12 protein-coding genes, 2 tRNA genes and 3 rRNA genes are annotated in these 23,366 nt (G+C 58.9%); 13 read left to right on the forward strand and 4 right to left on the reverse strand.

Annotation, left to right across the window (positions count from 1 at the left end; translation table 11 throughout):
- Positions 1-262: 262 nt before the first annotated feature.
- Positions 263-3,109, reverse strand: coding sequence for an RNA polymerase-associated protein RapA (rapA, locus tag GST84_06110; protein XGB11960.1), 2,847 nt, complete (start codon positions 3,107-3,109; stop codon positions 263-265).
- A gap of 150 nt (positions 3,110-3,259) precedes the next feature.
- Here rapA and GST84_06115 point away from each other — a divergent pair, with 150 nt between their 5' ends.
- The 6 genes from GST84_06115 (at position 3,260) to GST84_06140 (ending at position 8,675) form a co-directional block, all read left to right on the forward strand.
- A complete protein-coding gene (locus GST84_06115) occupies positions 3,260-3,955 on the forward strand; it encodes a hypothetical protein (GenBank protein XGB11961.1) in 696 nt (231 codons plus the stop codon).
- Positions 3,956-4,017: 62 nt separating this feature from the next.
- Positions 4,018-4,347, forward strand: a complete 330-nt coding sequence (locus GST84_06120) for an aspartate-semialdehyde dehydrogenase (GenBank protein ID XGB11962.1) — start codon at positions 4,018-4,020, stop codon at positions 4,345-4,347.
- A 697-nt stretch (positions 4,348-5,044) separates the two neighbouring features.
- Positions 5,045-7,033 (forward strand): fusaric acid resistance protein, encoded by a 1,989-nt coding sequence (locus GST84_06125; protein ID XGB11963.1) that lies wholly within the window; start codon positions 5,045-5,047, stop codon positions 7,031-7,033.
- A complete protein-coding gene (locus tag GST84_06130; protein ID XGB11964.1) occupies positions 7,020-7,226 on the forward strand; it encodes a DUF1656 domain-containing protein in 207 nt (68 codons plus the stop codon). The genes GST84_06125 and GST84_06130 overlap by 14 nt, the downstream gene beginning before the upstream one ends.
- Before the next feature lie 12 nt (positions 7,227-7,238).
- Complete coding sequence (locus GST84_06135; GenBank protein XGB11965.1) at positions 7,239-8,108, forward strand: efflux RND transporter periplasmic adaptor subunit; 870 nt, start codon at positions 7,239-7,241, stop codon at positions 8,106-8,108.
- 222 nt (positions 8,109-8,330) lie between these two features.
- Positions 8,331-8,675: a DUF2025 family protein gene (locus GST84_06140; protein XGB11966.1), complete on the forward strand. Its 345-nt coding sequence runs from the start codon at positions 8,331-8,333 to the stop codon at positions 8,673-8,675.
- Positions 8,676-8,691: 16 nt separating this feature from the next.
- Here the strand turns inward: GST84_06140 and GST84_06145 are convergent, their stop codons facing one another.
- From GST84_06145 to GST84_06155, 3 genes are all read right to left on the reverse strand, one after another.
- The gene (locus GST84_06145) at positions 8,692-11,274 is read right to left on the reverse strand and encodes an EAL domain-containing protein (protein XGB11967.1); all 2,583 of its coding nucleotides are present in this window, start codon (positions 11,272-11,274) and stop codon (positions 8,692-8,694) included.
- Between the two features lie 51 nt (positions 11,275-11,325).
- Positions 11,326-12,399 (reverse strand): diguanylate cyclase, encoded by a 1,074-nt coding sequence (locus GST84_06150; protein XGB15715.1) that lies wholly within the window; start codon positions 12,397-12,399, stop codon positions 11,326-11,328.
- 280 nt (positions 12,400-12,679) lie between these two features.
- Positions 12,680-13,576, reverse strand: coding sequence for a hypothetical protein (locus tag GST84_06155; GenBank protein ID XGB11968.1), 897 nt, complete (start codon positions 13,574-13,576; stop codon positions 12,680-12,682).
- A gap of 456 nt (positions 13,577-14,032) precedes the next feature.
- Here GST84_06155 and GST84_06160 point away from each other — a divergent pair.
- From GST84_06160 to GST84_06190, 7 genes are all read left to right on the forward strand, one after another.
- Positions 14,033-15,570 (forward strand): 16S ribosomal RNA (locus GST84_06160).
- A gap of 84 nt (positions 15,571-15,654) precedes the next feature.
- Positions 15,655-15,731: transfer RNA gene (locus GST84_06165), tRNA-Ile, on the forward strand.
- A gap of 25 nt (positions 15,732-15,756) precedes the next feature.
- Positions 15,757-15,832, forward strand: a tRNA-Ala gene (locus GST84_06170).
- Between the two features lie 236 nt (positions 15,833-16,068).
- Positions 16,069-18,985, forward strand: a 23S ribosomal RNA gene (locus tag GST84_06175).
- Positions 18,986-19,099: 114 nt separating this feature from the next.
- A 5S ribosomal RNA gene (gene rrf / locus GST84_06180) occupies positions 19,100-19,215 on the forward strand.
- Together the 16S, 23S and 5S rRNA genes with 2 tRNA genes alongside form the textbook arrangement of a ribosomal RNA operon.
- A 392-nt stretch (positions 19,216-19,607) precedes the next feature.
- Positions 19,608-21,251, forward strand: coding sequence for an acetolactate synthase large subunit (locus GST84_06185; GenBank protein ID XGB11969.1), 1,644 nt, complete (start codon positions 19,608-19,610; stop codon positions 21,249-21,251).
- 143 nt (positions 21,252-21,394) lie between these two features.
- Positions 21,395-23,329 carry an FAD-dependent oxidoreductase gene (locus GST84_06190; GenBank protein XGB11970.1) on the forward strand — a complete coding sequence of 645 codons (1,935 nt, stop codon included), beginning with the start codon at positions 21,395-21,397 and terminating at the stop codon, positions 23,327-23,329.
- The last annotated feature ends 37 nt before the right edge of the window (positions 23,330-23,366 follow it).

Consider the following 23,366-nt stretch of genomic DNA (forward strand, 5'->3'; position numbering starts at 1 on the left):
CTCTTGGTCGAGTCTTCACTCGTCTGCGCTACAACCCGTGCAGACTGCCCAGAGGCAGTATAGGAAGGACTATTTAAGCCTTCCTGACTAATGGCACAATGATTTCTACGATTTGGTTATAACTTCAATCGCAGTGAGGAATAAATTTGGGGCCTTGATGCCTTCCTGTGGGAGCGGGCGAGCCCGCGAAGCATCCACTGCGATGGATGCCACCGGCTTCGCCGGTGTTCGCGGGCGTGCCCGCTCCCACAAGGGGCCTGCGTTAGCCAGCCACCAGCACGCGAATGGCTTCCAGGCGCAGGGCGGCTTTATCCAGCATCGCCAGGCCATCTTCGCGTTGCTTGCGCAGGGCGTCGATTTCGCTGTCACGTACGCTCGGGTTGACCGCTTGCAACGCTACCAGGCGCGCCAACTCCTCGTCAGCCTCGGCTGCCAGGCGGCGCTGGGCTTCGGCCACGCGCTCAATGTGGGTTGGCAGAATCTTCTCTTCGCCGCCACTGATACGCTTGGCCAGCACATCGCGCTGGGCCTGGACGAACTTGTTGGCGCTGGCGCGCGGTACGCTCTCGAGCTGGTCGTTCAGGGTTTCGAAGGCCACGCGTGACGCCAGGTCGTTGCCGTTGGCATCGAGCAGGCAGCGCAGTGCCGCCGGCGGCAGGTAGCGGCCCAGTTGCAGGCTGCGGGGTGCCACCACCTCGCTGACGAATAGCAGTTCGAGCAGTACAGTGCCTGGTTTGAGCGCTTTGTTCTTGATCAACGCCACGGCGGTGTTGCCCATCGAGCCTGACAGCACCAGATCCATGCCGCCCTGCACCATCGGGTGCTCCCAGGTAAGGAACTGCATGTCCTCGCGCGACAGCGCCTGGCCACGGTCGTAGGTGATGGTCACACCTTCCTCGTCGCCCAGCGGGAAGCTGGCATCCAGCATCTTCTCGCTCGGCTTGAGGATCAGTGCGTTCTCCGAATGGTCTTCGCTGTCGATGCCGAAGGCGTCGAACAGGGTTTCCATGTAGATCGGCAGGGCAAACTGGTCGTCCTGTTCGAGAATGGCCTCGACCAGCGCCTGACCTTCGCCGGCACCGCCGGAGTTGAGCTCCAGCAGACGGTCACGGCCAGTGTGCAGTTCGGCTTCCAGTCGCTCGCGCTCGCCGCGGGCGTCGGCCACCAGGGTATCCCAGGCCTTGTGATCGCCGCCTTCGAGCAGCGGCAGCAGGCGTGGGCCAAACTGGTGCTGCAGGGCATTGCCGGTGGGGCAGGTATTGAGGAAGGCGTTGAGGCCTTCGTGGTACCACTGGAACAGGCGCTCTTGCGGGCTGTCCTGCAGGTACGGGATGTGCAACTGGATAGTGTGCTTTTGGCCGATCCGGTCAAGGCGGCCGATGCGCTGCTCGAGCAGATCGGGGTGCGCTGGCAGGTCGAACATCACCAGGTGATGGGCGAACTGGAAGTTGCGGCCTTCGCTGCCGATTTCCGAGCAGATCAGTACCTGGGCGCCGAACTCTTCATCGGCAAAGTAGGCAGCGGCGCGGTCGCGCTCAAGGATGCTCATGCCTTCATGGAACACCGAGGCCGGGATGCCGGAGCGCACGCGCAGGGCATCCTCCAGGTCCATGGCGGTTTCGGCGTGGGCGCAGATCACCAACACTTTGGTGCGTTTGAGCATCTTCAGGGTGTCGATCAACCAGTCGACACGCGGGTCGAAACGCCACCAGCGCTCGTCATCCGCTACTTCACCCTGGGCCTGGAAGGCGACTTCCGGGTACAGCTCGGCGTGCTCGCCGGCTGGCAGGTCGCGGTACTGCTCGGGCGTGGCCAGCGGGTAGGGGTGCAACTGGCGCTCGGGGAAACCCTGAATCGCCGCACGGGTGTTACGGAACAGTACGCGGCCGGTGCCGTGGCGATCCAGCAACTCGCGAATCAACCGCGCGCTGGCCTGGGTGTCGCCGTCGCTGACCGCAGCCAGCAGGGCTTCGCCTTCGGCACCCAGGAAGCCCTGGATGGTGGCGTGGGCCTTGGGCGACAGGCGGCCCTCGTCGAGCAGTTCCTGCACCGCCTCGGCTACCGGGCGGTAGTGCTCGCTCTCGGCGCGGAAAGCGGCCAGGTCGTGAAAGCGGTTGGGATCGAGCAGGCGCAGGCGGGCGAAGTGGCTGTCCTGGCCAAGCTGCTCGGGGGTGGCGGTGAGCAGCAGTACGCCCGGGATCACTTGGGCCAGTTGCTCGACCAGGCCGTATTCGGCGCTGACCTGGTCTTCGTGCCAGACCAGGTGGTGGGCTTCGTCGACTACCAGCAGGTCCCAGCCAGCGGCAAACAGCGCGTCCTGGGCCTTTTCGTCGTCGACCAGCCACTCCAGAGCAACCAACGCCAGTTGGGCGTCCTCGAACGGGTTGCTGGCGTCGCTTTCGATGAAGCGCTCGGCGTCGAACAGCGCCACTTGCAGATTGAAGCGCCGGCGCATTTCCACCAGCCACTGGTGCTGGAGGTTTTCCGGCACCAGGATCAGTACGCGGCTGGCGCGACCCGACAGCAACTGGCGGTGAATGACCAGGCCGGCTTCGATGGTTTTGCCCAGGCCCACTTCGTCGGCCAGCAGAACGCGCGGGGCGCTGCGGTCGGCGACTTCGCGGGCGATGTGCAGTTGGTGGGCGATGGGCTGTGCGCGGCAGCCGCCCAAACCCCACAGTGCCGACTGCATCTGCTTGCTGGTGTGCTGCAGGGTGTTGTAGCGCAGGCTGAACCACGACAGTGGGTCTATTTGCCCGGCGAACAGGCGGTCGCTGGCCAAGCGGAACTGAATGAAATTCGACAACTGGGTTTCGGGCAAGGTGCGGGGCTGGTTCTGCCCGTCCAGGCCGTGGTAGACCATCAGCCCGTCGATGTCCTCGACCTCGCGCACTGTCAGCTTCCAGCCCTCGAAGTGGGTGATCTGGTCACCTGGCGAGAAGCGCACGCGGGTCAGCGGCGCGTTGCGCAGGGAATACTGGCGGGTGTCGCCAGTGGCCGGGTAGAGCACGGTCAACAGGCGGCCATCCTGCGCCAGGATGGTACCCAGGCCGAGCTCTGCTTCGCTGTCGCTGATCCAGCGTTGCCCCGGTTGATACTGCTGCGCCATACTGCCTGAACTCCCGCGGTGAAAAAGCCGATTATGTTAACGGATCGGCCGATCAGACCAAAGTGCCGATAGCACCGAAAGGTATCGAAAGGCACAGTCTAGTCGTTTCATCGCTCTGCACAGGGTCGCCGACGAGGGCTCCGGATCAACATGTCTGCCAAGCACCGCTGGATCAGCGCTTCGATAGCCGTAGGCAGCCTGGTGCTGCTGAGCGCCTGTGAGCAGAAAAACTTTGAGACATTGCCCCCCATCCCGATGGAGCAGCTTGAGGTGCTGGGCGTGCAGACGCCGATAAAGAGTGTGCACTTTCGTGACGTTGATGGAGAAGGGCTGCTGGTTCTGAGCCGCAGCGATGGCCAGGCCAGCGACCTTGAAAGCGAACAGGAAGTGGACAGGGTGGTGCTCAAGGCCACCTTGTACGGGCGCACGGCCGAGAACGACACCTTCAAGGCGCGCTGGCAGATCGAGCAGGAAACCACCTGCCCGGGGCTGGACCTGGACGTGGACTTCTATAATGACGTCAGTGATGTCAGCGACCTGAACAAGAATGGCGTGGCCGAGGTAACGGTGGCCAGCCATGCGTTCTGCGGCGGCGGTATCGACCCGCATGATATCGCCATCGAGATGCGTGAAGGGCAGGCCATTTACACCATTACCGGCCAGTCGCTGATCACCCCGGCGGGGGAGGAACCGGTCGGTGGTGAGCGCGAGGACAGCGCTTCGCTGAAGGCCGCGCCGCAGGTATTGCGCGATCATATGGATGCAGTTTGGCAGCAGGTGTACAAGCGGCCCTGGAGCGAGGCCAGCCCGCCAGGCGACGACGACCCTGGTGACGAAGCCGAGTAAATGTTGCCCATGACATCAAGGTAAAGCTGCGCCTGCCGATACAGGGGCATAGGAGAACGTCCATGCTGCCGCCGATCATTCCGCTCAGTGCCGCCCCGGTCACCTCGCAACAGGACCCGGTCAAACCAACCCCTGACATCAAACCGGTGGTGCCGGCGCAGCCTGCATCCGGCGAAAGTGCCATTGACCTCAAGCGCCAGCGCGACCCGCAAGAGCAGGTATTGTTGCTGCGCGACGAACAGCGCCGCCAGCAGCAACGCCGGCAAAAGGGCGAGCACGAGCGCTACGATGCCGTCCCGGGTGACGAGGTCAATGCCGACAACACGGTGCCGGTAGCGCCATTGATGGGCGAGCATGTACGCCAAGGGCTGCTGGTGGACATCGAAGTCTGATAAGGGGGCTGGTCAGCGCCTGCGCCTGGCTTCATCATGCAATTCTCTGTTGATCGTCGAGCCCCCCATGAGCCAAGACAACCTCATCGATTTCGAGGCCGAACGCGCCAAGCGCGTCCACGACCTCAAGGAAAAGCGGCTGAACGAAATGCGCAATGCTTTCGAGCAGGCCCTGCCATTGAGTACCACCAAGAAAAAGAAGCCCAAGGGCAAGCCGAAGAAGCGTTGAAACTTGACGCAGGTCAACCCTGCGCCCCCCTCGTGTGCCCGGCCCCGGGCGCCATTGACTCTGATCAATTTTTCGCGCCTCCACATTGGTTAACTTGCACCCATCGGACAACGGCAAACGAATGGGGAGGCCAGCATGTTCTTCGACAATGTGGTTATCGCCGGTGTGGTAACGGTCGGGTTGATGGTTGCCTTCTTTGCCGGTCTGGGCATTTTCATCTGGAAGGACTCGAACAAGCGCAAGCCGCGCTGACCTTCCGGGTATACGAGCACGCAAGGCATTTAGGGCGACTTCGGTCGCCCATTTTTTTGCCTGCATTTTTTATATTGCCCGAGCCGGCCCCTTTTGCAGCGGCGGCGAATCTGCAACCGGATAAACATGATTAGCTAGCTAATTAATCGTTTCCGCTTTATTCTGGCCACCATTGTCTATCTTTTCAGTAAGACCATTCCCCGCAAGGTCCGCCTCGTGCCCATCACCTTTCAGGCCCTGTTCGCTCCCAGCAGCCTCGCTCTCAAGTTTGCCATCAAGACCCTGCTCGGTGGCGGCCTGGCGTTGTGGCTGGCAATGCGCTGGGGGCTGGAGCAACCCTCCTGGGCATTGATGACTGCTTTCATCGTCGCCCAGCCGCTATCGGGCATGGTGGTGCAGAAAGGCTTGGCGCGGTTGGCCGGCACGTTGGTCGGCACAGTCATGTCGGTGCTGTTCATCGGCCTGTTCGCCCAGACCCCCTGGCTGTTTTTGCTTACCTTGGCGCTGTGGCTGGCCCTGTGTACCGCCGCGTCCACCCAGTTGCGCAGCGCCTGGGCCTATGCTTTCGTGCTGGCCGGCTACACCGCAGCGATCATCGCACTGCCGGCAATCGACCATCCACTGCAGGTATTCGACCAGGCCGTGGCTCGCTGTACCGAGATCTGCCTGGGTATTTTCTGCGCAACAGCCAGCAGCGCCTTGCTCTGGCCCATGCGGGTCGAGCAGCAACTGGGCGGGCAGGCGCGGCAGGCCTGGCAGAACGGCCTGCAGGCCGCCAGAGCCATGCTGGGCGGAGAGGACGAGGCGCGCAAAGGCCTGCTGGAAAGCCTGGGACGCATCGTCGCCATCGACAGCCAACGTGAACATGCCTGGTTCGAGGGCAATCGCGGGCGCCAACGTGCCCGTGCCATTCGTGGCCTTAGCCAGAAACTGATGGTGCTGCTGCGGATTTCCCGTTCGGTGCGCCGCCAGTGGCGGCAACTGGATGAGCGTGAGGTCGAGCACCTGACGCCCTGGTTGCAGGAAGTGCGTGCGCTGCTGGATCAACCCGACCAGCCCAGCCTGTTGTTGTTGCGTCAGCGTATCTGGGATGCCGCACACGATGAGCAGATCAGTTCGGCGGAACACTTCTGCCTGGCGCGCATGGCCCTGCTGCTGGACTATGCCATGGCCGCCACCCAAGCACTTGAGGATGTGGAGGTGGGCAGGGCGCCCAAGGACGTGTCCCAAGGGCTGGCCGCGCACCGTGACTGGTCGCTGGCCTTGCTGTTCGGCTCGCGCAGCGCGCTGGCCTTTTTGGTAATGAGTGGCTTCTGGCTGGCCACGGCCTGGCCTTCTGCCCCGGGTGGATTGATATTGACCTGCGTGGTCTGCAGCCTGTTCGCCAGTCGCGAGAACGGCGCACAGATCGGCCTGAGCTTCCTGCGCGGGATATTCCTGGCGGTACCGGCGGCGTTTCTGGTCGGGCAGATCATACTGCCGCAATGGAGCAGTTTCGCCATGCTCTGCCTGGGCATGGGCGTGCCGCTGTTTCTAGGTGCACTGGGTATGGCCCATCCGCGTACCGGGGCTACGGCCACTTCCTATTGTCTGCACTTCATTGTGCTGGTGTCGCCGCTCAACGCCATGCAGTTCGGCGTGGCGACCATGCTGAACAGTGCACTGGCCATGCTGGTGGGGGTGTCGGCAGCGGTCATGGCCTTCCGCTTACTGGTGTTCCGCCACCCGGCCTGGCTGGGCCGGCGCTTGCGTGCTGCAACGCAGAACGACCTGGTGCGCTTGACTCGGCGCGATCTGCGCGGGGCTGACAGCTGGTTTGGCGGGCGCATGGCTGACCGGCTGATGCAACTGGCGCGGCATGCCAGTGAATTACCGGAAGGTGAACGCAAACGCTGGGATGACGGCCTACACGGGCTGGATATCGGCGACGAACTGGTGCACCTGCGCATGTGCCTGGCGGTCGCCCAGGCCCCTTTGGGGCCGGCCGAGCGCGAGTACCTTCAACAAGTGGAGGCAGTGTTGGCCAAAGGGCCGGCTGCCGGACGTGGGCAGCGGCTGGATGCTGCCAGTGAGCAGTTCATTGCAGCGTTGCGTCGGCTGCCAGCCAGCGACCCGCTGCGGCTGGCCGAGGGGGCGGTGCTGCAATTGCAGAAGAGCTGGGGCAAATGGTGCCGCTGGCAGGAGGACACCCATGGGTTTGCGTGAGTGGGAAGTGGGCGGTGTGCTGCTCAGCCCGTTTCTGCTTTATGTCTTGTTGGCGCTGCTGCTCACCGGCCTGCTGCGCCTGGTGGTGCATGCCACGCCGTTGGGGCGCTGGATCTGGCATGAGGCGCTGTTCGACGCGGCGCTGTTCGTTTGTGTGTTGTTCCTGGTGGTACGCCTGCTGGGAACTTTATAAAGGAGTGTTTCGATGCGTGCGGCCGTACGTACTCTGGTGACCCTGTGTGTGGTGGCCCTGGCCGTGTTGGCCGGCTACCAGCTGTGGCAGTACTACATGCTCACCCCATGGACGCGCGATGCCCGTGTGCGCGCCGATGTGGTGGTGATAGCGCCTGATGTGTCTGGCTGGGTACGCGAGCTGAAGGTCCATGACAACCAGCAGGTCAAGGCTGGCGACCTGTTGATGAGTATTGACCGCGAGCGCTTCCAGGCCGCGTTCGATCAGGCTAGCGCGGTGACCGAGACCCGCGCCCAGCAACTGCGCTTGCGCGAGCGTGAAGCAGCCCGGCGTACTGCCCTGGGGCCAGAGGCGATCAGTGCCGAGTTGCGTGAAAACGCCCAGATCAATGCTGCCATCGCCCGTGGCGAGTTGCATGAAGCCGAGGCGCAGTTGCAGGTGGCCAAGATCAACCTGGCGCGCAGTGAAGTGCGGGCCCCGCGCAGCGGGCATATCACCAATTTGCGTCTGGCCGAAGGCAACTATGTGAACACCGGGGAATCGGTGATGGCGCTGGTGGATGATTCGACGTTCTACATCCAGGCCTATTTCGAGGAAACCAAGCTGCCGCGTATTCGCGTAGGGGACACCGTGAAAGTGTGGCTGATGGGTGCGGGTGAACCGATGCAGGGGCACGTGGAAAGCATCAGCCGCGGCATCACCGACCGCAACAGCAATCCGGACAGCCAGTTGCTGCCGGAGGTAGAGCCGACTTTCAACTGGGTGCGGCTGGCCCAGCGCATACCGGTGAGGATTCGCCTGGATCAGGTGCCGGAAGGGCTGACCTTGAGTGCGGGGATGACGGCGAGTGTGCAGGTGCACGAGGACCGCGACCCGCAGTGATGGTGCTGCCTCAATAGACAGAAATGAAATTTTTGAAGCGGTACAGCCTGGTCGTGTGGAGAAGGCAGTACCGCTTGAGTTCGCCGACGACGTTGGGCAAACACGAAAAACTTGGCGAACGGCCCGCCAGTTGCGTTAGGCTGCCGCTGTGAGTTGCCCGACAGAGGCAACCCTTCTCCCGCCAGGCGTGCGTATCTTCCGATTTCATTGCGAGGTTACGTCATGGCCATCACTTCCCAGGATATCTGCAACGCCGCCGATCAGCTAAAGGGCTTTGTCGGTTTTCACGGCAAGCGCGGTGTTCATATCGTGCGTTTCTCCGAGGACGCGTTCGGCATGGACGTGGCCGACGCCAGTATCACCCCCTGCAGCGAGTTTGTCTGGCGGCCTGAAGGAGGACAGCGCATGGCGCTGTGCCGCGAACGGCTTTCGCTGTTGCTGAATCTGCATGTGGATGAACGCTTGAACATTGGTGAACCGCTGCGCGCCTACCTGCGCCGGTGTGATCTGCCCGAGATCGTGGCGCAGCGCAGCCTGCAGCAGCACACCCGGTCTGTGTCGCAGTAGCACAAGGCTGCTTCTGCTAGGGCTGTGCTGTGCTTTGGGATGTTTGGTGCAACAACGCCGCCAACCCTGCGCTGTCCAGTGGCCTGCTCAGGTAATAGCCTTGCACTTCATGGCAGCGGTCCTTTTCCAGCGCCTTGAGTTGATGTTCGCTTTCCACGCCTTCGGCTGTCACTGTCAGCCCCATCGCCTCGCCCAGGTTGATGATGGCCTGGACCACTGCGCGGTCGCTGCCGCCGTTGTTGTTCAGGCCGCTGATGAAGCGCTTGTCGATCTTGATACTGTCGAACGGGTAGGTACGCAGGTAGCCCAGCGAAGAATAGCCAGTGCCGAAATCATCCATGTTCAGGCGCACGCCGAGCTCCTTGAGCGACAGCATGGTGCCTAGCGCCCCTTCGATGTCATTGAGCATTACGTTCTCGGTAATTTCCAGTTCCAGCCGTTGGGCGGGGAAGGTCGTGTCGAGCAAGGTTTCGCGTACGTCGGCTACCACATCGCTGCGCAAGAACTGCGCAGGCGACAGGTTGACCGAAACCAGCACATCGGCCGGCCAGTCATGGGCAGTGCGGCAAGCTTCGCGCAGCACCCAGCGGCCCAGCGCAACAATGATGTCGCTCTGCTCGGCCAACGGGATGAAGGTGTCCGGCCCCAGCAACCCTTCCTGTGGGTGCTGCCAGCGCACCAAGGCCTCGACTGCGACGATACGCAGGTCCTCGAGGCGATAGCGCGGCTGGTAATGCAACTCGAACTCCTGATTGCGCAGGGCCCGGCGCAGGTCGTTCTCCAACTGGCGACGGTACTGGATCTGCTGGTTCATTTCGGCAACGAAGTAACGCCATGTGCTCTTTCCATCGGCCTTGGCCTGGTAAAGGGCGATGTCGGCGCAGCGGATCAGCTCGCCTGCATCGAAGCCCTGATTACGCGTCTGGGCAATGCCAATGCTGGCACCAATGTGCAGAGGCTGGCTGTCGAAGACGATGGGTTGCTGCAGCAGGCTGATCAGGCGCGCACAGAAGCGGTCGATCTCGCTGCTGTTGTCCATGCCGTTGAGTACCAGGATAAACTCGTCGCCGCCCAGACGCGCGACCAGGTCGCCATCGCGGGTGGTGTCACGCAGGCGCGTTGCCACTTCTTGCAGCACGGCATCTCCGGCGGCATGACCGAGCGAGTCGTTGATCGGCTTGAAGTTGTCCAGGTCCAGCAGCAACAAGGTCAGCGGCGGCGAATCACTGCCGCGCAGCAAGGCCTGCTCCAGGTGCCTGGCGAGCTTGTTACGGTTGGCCAGCCCGGTCAGTGGGTCGTGCAGCGAAAGGTGCTGGATGCGCGCGTGGGCATCGACTTCGTCGGTGATATCGCTGGCGGTACCCCGAAAACCGATGGCCTTGCCATTGCGCCAGATAGCACGGGCGGATATCCGGCAGTAGCGGTTCTGGCCATTCTGGTCGCGGTAAGTGCAGCGCAGGTTGGCCAATTGCTGCGGGTCTGCGGTAGCCAGGGTGTCCAGCCAAGGTGACAGCGGCGTGGTATCGCAGGCCAGCAATTGGTTGAGCGGGTGACCCAGCCAGCCGTCTACCGGGTAGCCGGTGACGTTGGCGAAGCGCTGCGACAGGTAAGTCAGGCGTTGTTGCCGGTCGGTCTCCCAGATCCAGTCGGACGCCGACTCGGCCACCGCGCGGAAACGCTGTTCGCTGGCCTCCAGGGCCTGGTTACTCTGTTGCAGGTGCACGAGCGTGAGGCCGATCGCTCGGGAACTGCGCAAGGCATGGCGAAACAGGTACAGCATCACCAGCCCAAGTATCAGCAGTGCGCCCAATAGTGTCGGCAACACTGCCCACAACAGTTGACGCCCCGGCAGCGGGCTGTTCCAGGTCAGATGGTAACCGGTTTCGCCCAGCTCTATACGCAGGTGGCTGTGATCCTGCATATCCTCCTTTTCCACGTGCATGCCGGTCAGGCCAGCGCCGTTGCCCAACTGCGCCAGTTTGCTTTCGGTGAGCTGATCAATGAACAGCATCACTGGCGCTTGGCTCACCTCGCTGTCGGTTACCTCCCGGTCCGGGCGCACAGCAGCTGCACTGAGTGCCGCCGGCCAGCCATTGAACAATACGAAACGGGTGACCTGCTCGCGTGAAGTTGCCGCCGCGCGGGCCTGTTCGATGATCGGCTGTAGGGGGGTATCTATATAGGTGTTGGCACCTGCCTGGCTGGGCTGGCCTTTGAACAAGGCATAGGTGGTGCGGCCGTTTTCCACTACGAACACCCCTTCGTAGCCGCTGGCGCTGTACAACGACTCGCCTATGTTCTTTTCCTCGTAGGCCCATTGCCAGTCGACTTGGCCCGCCAGGTGCTCGAAGGCTGCATCCCATACGGCATAGCTGGACAGAAACTGGCGCGAGGCGAGCAGCCGTTGTTCCAGCGCCTGGTTCGCATGGAAGGCGCTACGCTGGCGTTCCTGCTGGTCGAGCGTGGTAGCGATATTGAACAGAGCGCCGAGAATGACCAGGCAGGCCAGGCCGAACACTGCGCTGAAACCGGTAATAAGGTGGCGCACCTGAAAGCGTGGTGTGGGGCTAGCGGGTGGAAGCTTGGCGGTCCTGGCCATGCGCGAGCGGCTCCTTCAGGCAACCTCCCGCCAGGCAGTCAGGAAGGAGGTTCAATCAGGATAGGCCAGCCTGAGCGCGGCAGCTTGACCGCGGGCAAAATTGACCTGATCGCGGCCAGCGTGCTTGGCGATATACAGCGCCTTGTCCGCCTGTTCGAGCCAATGCTCGGGGGACTCGAGGTTGGCTTCGAAGGGAGACAGGCCGATACTCAGGCTGATGCGCAGTTGCGGTAGCTGCGGGTTGCGGTAGCTGGAAACCCGTTCGCGCAGGCGCTCCATGGCTTGGCAGGCCTGAGCTTGGCTGGTTTCGGGCAGGATCACACAGAACTCGTCGCCGCCGTATCGTCCGGCCTGGTCGCCCTCGCGCAGGCTTCGCCGCAGCTCAGCGCTGAGCTGGCGCAGTACACAGTCACCGACCACATGACCGAAGGTGTCGTTGATGGTCTTGAAGTGATCGATGTCGATCAGGGCAATCACCGCGTGCCCCTGTTGCTGCTTGCAAACCTGGAACTTCAGCAGCAGCAGGTCCTTCCAGGCGCCGTGGTTGAACAGCCCGGTCAGGCTGTCGGTGAGGCTCAGGGCGCTCAGTCGGCGCTTGTGGTCGCCCAGCTTTATCGCAAGCTGGTAGCACACCCAGCCCAAGGTCAGCGGGTACAGCGTCAGCATTGGCAGGCACGCATAGACCTGCAGGGGCGTGGCGGTCAATTGCAAGCCAGGGCCAAGCAGCAGGAGAGCGGCGAGCATGCCAGCCAGTTGCGCCAGCCCTCCACGAAAGACCATGCGCTTTCCGCCGGCGGCGACGTTGTTCATCGTCATCATCGACAGTACGGTCACGCTGGGCAGCGGATTGAAGTGCATGGCGGCGGCCCAGAACCCGCCCATCAGCGAGTCCAGCAGGAGGTTACGCTGCTCTGCCTGGTAGGGGGCTGTCGAGCGGGCAGCCCACAGGTAGGCCATGTGCGGCCACAACAAACCGTTGAACAGTACCAGCAGCCACATCCAGGCGGGTGGCGACAGCGGCGCAATGGCCGCCATGACAGTGAACAGGCCGATTCCCAGACCGACGACACGCGGCAGGTAGATGCGCTTGACGAATGAAAGCCCTTTGCCGTTGCGGTTGTCCATAATGCTCATATTCTTCCGCTGATGTACCGTTCATCGCATAATTCCCATGAATATTGTCGAACAGTGCTTCATCGGCGAGAAATGACCTTGCAAGCCAATTCACGGTTGATTCGATCACCGAGGGGGCATCAAGGCTTTCCTGTTGCTTGGGGCGCCTGATGGTTCCTCCTGATGTTGGTCAGCCAGGCTGGACTCACCGGATCGCGTGCAGAGCGGGGGCAGCCCGGCCTGTTAGTCCCGCTGCCAGGGGCAGGAGCGAACCGTAGCGGTGCGCTGAGTATCACTTGCGCTCGTCCGAACTGCGCGGGGGTAGGGCCTCGTCATCGTTTAGAAGCCGCGAGGGTGGTTCGCCACTGTCACTACGCACCTGTGCATGGCTGATCAGGGCGAAGATGAAACTGCCGCCTATGATGTTGCCCGCCAGCGTCGGCAGTGCAAATTCCAGCCAGAAGCGGCTCCAGGTTTCGTCGCCAGCCCACACCAGGTAGGACACTTCGACTGACCCCACCACTATATGAGTGAAATCGCCAAGGGCCATCAGGTAGGTGATCATCAGAATGATCCAGATCTTGGCGTGCTCCATTGAAGGGATCATCCAGACCATGGTGGCAATCATCCAGCCTGAGACGATGCCCTTGGCGAACATCTGGCTGATGTCGTTCTTCATTACCTTGCGGCCCACCTCCAGGAAAGCCACATCGGTCTTGCTGTCGAAGATCGGCAGTTCCAGCATCACCCAGGCGACCAGCAGGGTACCTGCCAGGTTGCCAAGTAGCACCACGCCCCAGAGACGTAACAGTCGCCCGAAGTTGGCCAGCGTAGGGGAGGTCATGACGGGCAGCACGGCGGTAAGCGTATTTTCGGTGAACAGTTGCTGGCGGGCCAGGATCACGGCCAGAAAGCCCGCGCTATAGCCGACGCTGGCGATCACGTGGGCACCAGCGCCTTCCGGCAGGCGGGCGTAGAACAGCCCCATGGCCATCAACGACAGCCCCATGGACAGGCCGGCGGCAAGTGCCGACCACCACAACGCGCCAAGTGTACGTTCCAGTTCCTGGTCGCCCTGGTAGCGAATGATCTCGTGCAGCAGTGCCGCCCGCGGTGGTTGGCTGTGGCTGACCTCCTGCTCTTCATCTGCCGAGAGGCCGGGGGTTTTCTCGCTTTGCCCATTGCTCATGGCCGCTACGCTCCGTGGTGTGTTTCTTTACAGATCCACTGCGCTTTCATTAGTTGCCAGGTAGGGGCAAAACGTTGATGGAAAAGTTTTTCAGAACAAGGTGTTGACTCTGATTTCAAAGGGCGTATTATTCGCCTCCTCGCAGCGATGAACGCTTCGGGGCAAGCGGTAAGTTGTTGAAGTTGTTGGCTTTCGAAAGAAAGCGCTAGTAAAAACTTCAAAATAAACGCTTGACAGGCTCTGAGGAAAGCGTAGAATGCGCGCCTCGGTTGAGACGAAAAGCTCTTAACCAAACGCTCTTTAACAAATCGAATCAAGCAATTCGTGTGGGTGCTTGTGAGTACGGACTGATAGTCAAAAAGATTATCAGCATCACAAGTGACCATGCGAGAAATCACATAGTCATTTGAGATTGCTGAGCCAAGTTTAGGGTTTCTTAAAAACCCAAGCAGTATTGAACTGAAGAGTTTGATCATGGCTCAGATTGAACGCTGGCGGCAGGCCTAACACATGCAAGTCGAGCGGATGACGGGAGCTTGCTCCTTGATTCAGCGGCGGACGGGTGAGTAATGCCTAGGAATCTGCCTGGTAGTGGGGGACAACGTTTCGAAAGGAACGCTAATACCGCATACGTCCTACGGGAGAAAGCAGGGGACCTTCGGGCCTTGCGCTATCAGATGAGCCTAGGTCGGATTAGCTAGTTGGTGGGGTAATGGCTCACCAAGGCGACGATCCGTAACTGGTCTGAGAGGATGATCAGTCACACTGGAACTGAGACACGGTCCAGACTCCTACGGGAGGCAGCAGTGGGGAATATTGGACAATGGGCGAAAGCCTGATCCAGCCATGCCGCGTGTGTGAAGAAGGTCTTCGGATTGTAAAGCACTTTAAGTTGGGAGGAAGGGCAGTAAGCTAATACCTTGCTGTTTTGACGTTACCGACAGAATAAGCACCGGCTAACTCTGTGCCAGCAGCCGCGGTAATACAGAGGGTGCAAGCGTTAATCGGAATTACTGGGCGTAAAGCGCGCGTAGGTGGTTTGTTAAGTTGGATGTGAAAGCCCCGGGCTCAACCTGGGAACTGCATCCAAAACTGGCAAGCTAGAGTACGGTAGAGGGTGGTGGAATTTCCTGTGTAGCGGTGAAATGCGTAGATATAGGAAGGAACACCAGTGGCGAAGGCGACCACCTGGACTGATACTGACACTGAGGTGCGAAAGCGTGGGGAGCAAACAGGATTAGATACCCTGGTAGTCCACGCCGTAAACGATGTCAACTAGCCGTTGGAATCCTTGAGATTTTAGTGGCGCAGCTAACGCATTAAGTTGACCGCCTGGGGAGTACGGCCGCAAGGTTAAAACTCAAATGAATTGACGGGGGCCCGCACAAGCGGTGGAGCATGTGGTTTAATTCGAAGCAACGCGAAGAACCTTACCAGGCCTTGACATGCAGAGAACTTTCCAGAGATGGATTGGTGCCTTCGGGAACTCTGACACAGGTGCTGCATGGCTGTCGTCAGCTCGTGTCGTGAGATGTTGGGTTAAGTCCCGTAACGAGCGCAACCCTTGTCCTTAGTTACCAGCACGTAATGGTGGGCACTCTAAGGAGACTGCCGGTGACAAACCGGAGGAAGGTGGGGATGACGTCAAGTCATCATGGCCCTTACGGCCTGGGCTACACACGTGCTACAATGGTCGGTACAGAGGGTTGCCAAGCCGCGAGGTGGAGCTAATCTCACAAAACCGATCGTAGTCCGGATCGCAGTCTGCAACTCGACTGCGTGAAGTCGGAATCGCTAGTAATCGCGAATCAGAATGTCGCGGTGAATACGTTCCCGGGCCTTGTACACACCGCCCGTCACACCATGGGAGTGGGTTGCACCAGAAGTAGCTAGTCTAACCTTCGGGAGGACGGTTACCACGGTGTGATTCATGACTGGGGTGAAGTCGTAACAAGGTAGCCGTAGGGGAACCTGCGGCTGGATCACCTCCTTAATCGACGACATCAGCCTGCTGATGAGCTCCCACACGAATTGCTTGATTCATTGTAAAAGACGATGCTGTAAAGCGACCCTGTTATAGGTCTGTAGCTCAGTTGGTTAGAGCGCACCCCTGATAAGGGTGAGGTCGGCAGTTCAAATCTGCCCAGACCTACCATTACATGGTATTCGCCGTTGAATACGGGGCCATAGCTCAGCTGGGAGAGCGCCTGCCTTGCACGCAGGAGGTCAGCGGTTCGATCCCGCTTGGCTCCACCACTTTCGCCGTATGCAGTAGCTTGTCAGAACTTAGAAATGAACATTCACCTCGAATGTTGATTTCTGACTTTTGTCAGATCGTTCTTTAAAAATTCGGATATGTGATAGATATAGACTGAACACCAGTTTCACTGCTGGTGGATCAGGCTAAGGTAAAATTTGTGAGTTCTGCTCGAAAGAGCAACGTACGAATTTTCGGCGAATGTCGTCTTCACAGTATAACCAGATTGCTTGGGGTTATATGGTCAAGTGAAGAAGCGCATACGGTGGATGCCTTGGCAGTCAGAGGCGATGAAAGACGTGGTAGCCTGCGATAAGCTTTGGGGAGTCGGCAAACAGACTGTGATCCAGAGATCTCTGAATGGGGGAACCCACTCAGCATAAGCTGAGTATCTTGTACTGAATACATAGGTGCAAGAAGCGAACTAGGGGAACTGAAACATCTAAGTACCCTGAGGAAAAGAAATCAACCGAGATTCCCTTAGTAGTGGCGAGCGAACGGGGACCAGCCCTTAAGTTGATTTGAGATTAGTGGAACGCTCTGGAAAGTGCGGCCATAGTGGGTGATAGCCCCGTACACGAAAATCTCTTATCAATGAAATCGAGTAGGACGGAGCACGAGAAACTTTGTCTGAATATGGGGGGACCATCCTCCAAGGCTAAATACTACTGACTGACCGATAGTGAACCAGTACCGTGAGGGAAAGGCGAAAAGAACCCCGGAGAGGGGAGTGAAATAGAACCTGAAACCGTATGCGTACAAGCAGTGGGAGCCTACTTTGTTAGGTGACTGCGTACCTTTTGTATAATGGGTCAGCGACTTATATTCAGTGGCGAGCTTAACCGAATAGGGGAGGCGTAGCGAAAGCGAGTCTTAATAGGGCGTTTAGTCGCTGGGTATAGACCCGAAACCGGGCGATCTATCCATGGGCAGGTTGAAGGTTAGGTAACACTGACTGGAGGACCGAACCGACTACCGTTGAAAAGTTAGCGGATGACCTGTGGATCGGAGTGAAAGGCTAATCAAGCTCGGAGATAGCTGGTTCTCCTCGAAAGCTATTTAGGTAGCGCCTCATGTATCACTGTAGGGGGTAGAGCACTGTTTCGGCTAGGGGGTCATCCCGACTTACCAAACCGATGCAAACTCCGAATACCTACAAGTGCCGAGCATGGGAGACACACGGCGGGTGCTAACGTCCGTCGTGAAAAGGGAAACAACCCAGACCGTCAGCTAAGGTCCCAAAGTCATGGTTAAGTGGGAAACGATGTGGGAAGGCTTAGACAGCTAGGAGGTTGGCTTAGAAGCAGCCACCCTTTAAAGAAAGCGTAATAGCTCACTAGTCGAGTCGGCCTGCGCGGAAGATGTAACGGGGCTCAAACCATGCACCGAAGCTACGGGTATCATCTTACGATGATGCGGTAGAGGAGCGTTCTGTAAGCCTGTGAAGGTGAGTTGAGAAGCTTGCTGGAGGTATCAGAAGTGCGAATGCTGACATGAGTAACGACAATGCGAGTGAAAAACTCGCACGCCGAAAGACCAAGGTTTCCTGCGCAACGTTAATCGACGCAGGGTTAGTCGGTCCCTAAGGCGAGGCTGAAAAGCGTAGTCGATGGAAAACAGGTTAATATTCCTGTACTTCCAGTTATTGCGATGGAGGGACGGAGAAGGTTAGGCCAGCCTGGCGTTGGTTGTCCAGGTTTAAGGTGGTAGGCTGAAATCTTAGGCAAATCCGGGATTTCAAGGCCGAGAGCTGATGACGAGTTGCCTTTAGGCGACGAAGTGGTTGATACCATGCTTCCAAGAAAAGCTCCTAAGCTTCAGATAACTGGGAACCGTACCCCAAACCGACACAGGTGGTTAGGTAGAGAATACCAAGGCGCTTGAGAGAACTCGGGTGAAGGAACTAGGCAAAATGGCACCGTAACTTCGGGAGAAGGTGCGCCGGCGAGGGTGAAGGACTTGCTCCGTAAGCCCATGCCGGTCGAAGATACCAGGCCGCTGCGACTGTTTATTAAAAACACAGCACTCTGCAAACACGAAAGTGGACGTATAGGGTGTGACGCCTGCCCGGTGCCGGAAGGTTAATTGATGGGGTTAGCGCAAGCGAAGCTCTTGATCGAAGCCCCGGTAAACGGCGGCCGTAACTATAACGGTCCTAAGGTAGCGAAATTCCTTGTCGGGTAAGTTCCGACCTGCACGAATGGCGTAACGATGGCGGCGCTGTCTCCACCCGAGACTCAGTGAAATTGAAATCGCTGTGAAGATGCAGTGTATCCGCGGCTAGACGGAAAGACCCCGTGAACCTTTACTATAGCTTTGCACTGGACTTTGAATTTGCTTGTGTAGGATAGGTGGGAGGCTTTGAAGTGGGGACGCCAGTTCTCATGGAGCCATCCTTGAAATACCACCCTGGCAACTTTGAGGTTCTAACTCAGGTCCGTTATCCGGATCGAGGACAGTGTATGGTGGGTAGTTTGACTGGGGCGGTCTCCTCCCAAAGAGTAACGGAGGAGTACGAAGGTGCGCTCAGACCGGTCGGAAATCGGTCGTAGAGTATAAAGGCAAAAGCGCGCTTGACTGCGAGACAAACACGTCGAGCAGGTACGAAAGTAGGTCTTAGTGATCCGGTGGTTCTGTATGGAAGGGCCATCGCTCAACGGATAAAAGGTACTCCGGGGATAACAGGCTGATACCGCCCAAGAGTTCATATCGACGGCGGTGTTTGGCACCTCGATGTCGGCTCATCACATCCTGGGGCTGAAGCCGGTCCCAAGGGTATGGCTGTTCGCCATTTAAAGTGGTACGCGAGCTGGGTTTAGAACGTCGTGAGACAGTTCGGTCCCTATCTGCCGTGGACGTTTGAGATTTGAGAGGGGCTGCTCCTAGTACGAGAGGACCGGAGTGGACGAACCTCTGGTGTTCCGGTTGTCACGCCAGTGGCATTGCCGGGTAGCTATGTTCGGAAGAGATAACCGCTGAAAGCATCTAAGCGGGAAACTTGCCTCAAGATGAGATCTCACTGGGATCTTGAATCCCCTAAAGGGCCGTCGAAGACTACGACGTTGATAGGTTGGGTGTGTAAGCGCTGTGAGGCGTTGAGCTAACCAATACTAATTGCCCGTGAGGCTTGACCATATAACACCCAAGCAATTTGCTGACGCAGATTGCGGTGGTGAAGACGAAAGACCCGAAAATTCGTAAGACCACAAACATCACATATCCGGATTCGCTGGGCTGTCCATCTGGACATTCTGGCTACAGAATTTCTTGACGACCATAGAGCATTGGAACCACCTGATCCCATCCCGAACTCAGTAGTGAAACGATGCATCGCCGATGGTAGTGTGGGGTTTCCCCATGTGAGAGTAGGTCATCGTCAAGATTCATTTCGCAAAACCCCTATCTGCACATGCAGGTAGGGGTTTTGTCTTTGTGGGCAAAAAAGCCAGGGCTTGTTTGAATCACTGTGGGCATGCCGTGAAGCAGGCAACTCGGTGGAGGACACCGGCTTCGCCGGTGATCGCGGGTAAACCCGCTCCTACAGAGAATGGTGCAACGGCAGGCAGGGGCGTATACCCTCCAGGCCAACGTCGCCTCCCACAGACCATCTCAGGCTGCGACAATATTCCCGTTACCTTAACGTGACTTTTCCGCGCCCCCCCTACGTCAAGACTCTGGTTCGGGGCACTTCTGCTCTTGGACCTGGCGATGCCAGCGTACCGTGCTGCGCATTCCTGGACTTCCACCGTCCCATCACTTGAGGTAGCAAGCAAGATGGCCAAGGCCGCCGATGTCGTTGTGCAATGCCTGGAAAATGAAGGTGTCGAGTATGTATTCGGCATCCCCGGTGAGGAAAACCTCGACCTGCTCGAATCCCTGCGCAAGTCGAAGATCAAGCTGGTACTGACCCGTCACGAGCAGTCTGCAGGTTTCATGGCTGCCACCTACGGTCGCTTGACCGGCAAGACCGGCGTCAGCCTGTCGACCCTCGGCCCTGGTGCCACCAACCTCGTGACCGCCAGCGCCTACGCCTACCTTGGCGGCATGCCGATGATGATGATCACCGGGCAGAAGCCGATCAAGAAGTCCAAGCAGGGTCGCTTCCAGATCATTGACGTGTGCGGCATGATGGACCCCATCACCAAGTACACCCACCAGTTCGCCTCGGCCGACAACATCCCCGCCCGCATGCGCGAAGCCTTCCGCCTGGCCGAAGAAGAAAAGCCGGGTGCGGTGCACCTGGAGCTGCCGGAAGACATCGCCGCCGAGCAGACCGACGCGCTGCCGATCCCGCGCAGCCTGCACCGCCGCCCGCTGGCCGAGCACGTGGCCATCGAAGCTGCCGTCGAAAAACTGCAGAAGGCCCGCAGCCCGATCCTGGTGATCGGTGCCGGCGCAAACCGCAAGATGACCGCTAAGGTCCTCAAGCAACTGATCGACAAGACTGGCATCCCGTTCATCACCACCCAGATGGGTAAAGGCGTGGTCGACGAGCGCCACCCGCGCTTCTTGGGTAACGCTGCCCTGTCGTCCGGTGACTTCGTCCACCGCGCCATCGAAGCGGCCGACCTGATCATCAACATCGGCCACGACGTGATCGAAAAGCCGCCGTTCTTCATGGTCCGTGGCGGCACCGAAGTCATCCACATCAGCTTCCGCTCTGCCGAAGTCGATGCCGTGTACTTCCCGCAGGTGGAAGTGATCGGCGACATCGCCAATGCCGTGTGGCAGATCGGCGAAGCCTTGACCGAGACTTCGCACTGGGACTTCACCCGCCTGATGGCCATCCGTGAAGCCAACGAAGCACAGATCGCCGAAGGCGCCGACGACGACCGCTTCCCGGTCTACCCACAGCGCATGGTTGCTGACATCCGTCGTGTATTGCCATCCGAAGGCATCGTCGCCCTGGACAACGGCATCTACAAGATCTGGTTCGCCCGCAACTACAAGGCGCACAAGCCGAACACCGTGCTGCTGGACAACGCCCTGGCGACCATGGGCGCCGGTCTGCCGTCGGCAATGGCTGCGCACCTGGTGCACCCGGACCGCCCGGTAATCTCGGTGTGCGGCGACGGCGGCTTCATGATGAACAGCCAGGAACTGGAAACTGCAGTACGTCTGGGCATGCACATCACCGTGGTGATACTGCGTGACGACGGCTACGGCATGATCCGCTGGAAGCAGGCCAACATGGGCTTCACCGATTTCGGCCTGGACTACGGCAACCCGGACTTCGTCAAGTATGCCGAAGCCTACGGCGCCAACGGCCACCGCGTGGAAAGTGCCGAAGGCCTGCTGCCGCTGCTGGAGCACTGCATCAAGACCCCAGGTGTGCACGTGATCGACTGCCCGGTCGATTACAGCGAGAACGACCGCATCCTCAACAGCGAGCTGCGTGAGCGCGCGCTAGCGGTCTAAGACCTGACAACCTTATCGCTGTAAGCCGGCACTCACAGGTATCTCACGATCCTGTAGGTGCCGGCGGGTGGTGCATAGCAACCACTTCACGCCTCTTGCAATTGATCATTCTCAGGTTCTCTACTCATGGAGAACACGAGAACATGACTATTGGTTCAACACACAACCATCCTGCCGATCTGGCCATCGACCCATCACTGCCTATGCAGCCATGGGCCGCACGTTTCCCTAATCCCCCGGATCTCTGCTTCGACTACCGCCGGCTTCTCGAACAAGAGGGCGGCGTCGCACGTGCCACACAACCCGATCACCGCATTTGCATCGTCGGTGCCGGAGTTACCGGGCTGACTGCTGCCCGCGAGTTATTGCGCTGTGGTTTCAACCGTATCACCTTGATTGAGCAGTCCCGGCGTGTAGGCGGGCGACACCTGACGGTCGTGAACAGCTCAGCAAGCCACAAGCAACCTGCAACCCCTTTTGAAATGGGGGCGATGCGCATGCCGTTCTTCAATAGGACTGGAGAGTCGCCTAAAGAGGGTCGCTCGCTCATGGCCTATTACGCAAAGCTGTTCGAGCTGCGGATTTCTGACTTCCCTAACCCAGGTACACCTTGGGTGAATGCTACGGGAATTTATCTTCGCGAAGGTCAATTAGAAGGGGAAGGTGACCCGGGTCTTTTGATCTGGCGTAATCCGTCAGGCGAAACCCCACCCCCTACGGCAGTCTTGCAACAGGTCTACGAGAAATGGCGCAATTATGCTCAGCAATTTGCTGAGCATGTTGCCGCGGTTTATGGCACGTCAAGCTGGGAGTCGATATGGCGGGAAATCGTCGAACGCTATCATCGACTGTCGTTCAGGGATCTGGTGCATTTGCCCGCCCTTGCTGCCTGGGACCCTGAAAACCCCGGTGACTTTGGCGGTTTGGGCATGAGCAGTGACGAGTCAGCCATTTTCTATGCAATCGGTATTGGCGATGGCAGCTGGGGAGCCTTTTATGATGTTTGCTGCCTGTACCCGCTACGTACGGCAATCTTTGGCTTCAGCAGTCACTTGCAGTTGGTGCATGGCCGTGTGGATTCAAGAGGTGTGCCTTACGCTGCGCCGCATCTTGAAGCAAACAATATCCCAGATAGCAGGGGATTGCCGTTTCAAGGGCCAGCTTATCTCGGACTTGCGGCCCTCGACGAAAGCCTTTTGCACCTAGAGGTCGGCATGGGTGGGATCTCGCTATATGAACATCTTCTGAAAACAAGTGATGGGCTACTGACTGATACGTCCGTGTGTGCGGTGCAGAAGCTGGAAAGTGGCCGTATTCGGGTCGGATACCGTTGGCGATGCAGTGATCCGTTACACGAGAGCACCGAATATGAAGACTTCGACAGCGTAATCATGACCACTCCGTCATGGCTGATCGAAACCAACATCAGCCTCAGCGGCTTCACCCGCCAGATGTTGCCGCAGCCGATTATCGATGCCTGGAAGCATGCCCACTGGGAGACCAGCTGCAAGGTCTATGCACCGCTGAAGAAAAGTTTCCTCGACCACAAGCCGATGCCGCAGATTCTGATTACCGATAGCTTTGTGCACGATGTCTATGCCTATCGATACAACGATAGCTATCCAGATGACTGCATTCTCCTCAGTTATACCTGGGAGGATGACGCGACCAAATTGGCAGCCTTCTCTGATGAGGAGTTGGCGAGTAAATGTCTGAAGGAGCTCGATCGGATCCTTCTACGCTGCACCAATGTGGGGGAGGCTATTTCACCTTACGTCGATACTCGAAATATTTGCATACAGCGTTGGATCACAGATCGAAATGCGCTCGGGTGCGCGAAGTTGTATAGGGCAGGTACCTACTTTGATGCTGTAAACCTGATGAAATACAACCGAGACCTGAGTGCGCGCTCAGGGCTGTATCTGGCTGGCGAGTCCTTCTCAGTTGACGCTGGATGGACCGAGCCGTGTTTGCGCACGGCAATCGATACGGTCATCAACCTCTGCAACAACACGTCAGCCGAGTTCAATGGTGGCTTTACCCTCGAGTACTACCCCCACTATCAGGTTGGGAAATAACGGCGTACGGGCCATTTTGTAGGGGGAGTCCTACTGC

The organism is Pseudomonas putida, assembly GCA_041879295.1.
Taxonomy (GTDB): domain Bacteria; phylum Pseudomonadota; class Gammaproteobacteria; order Pseudomonadales; family Pseudomonadaceae; genus Aquipseudomonas; species Aquipseudomonas putida_Y.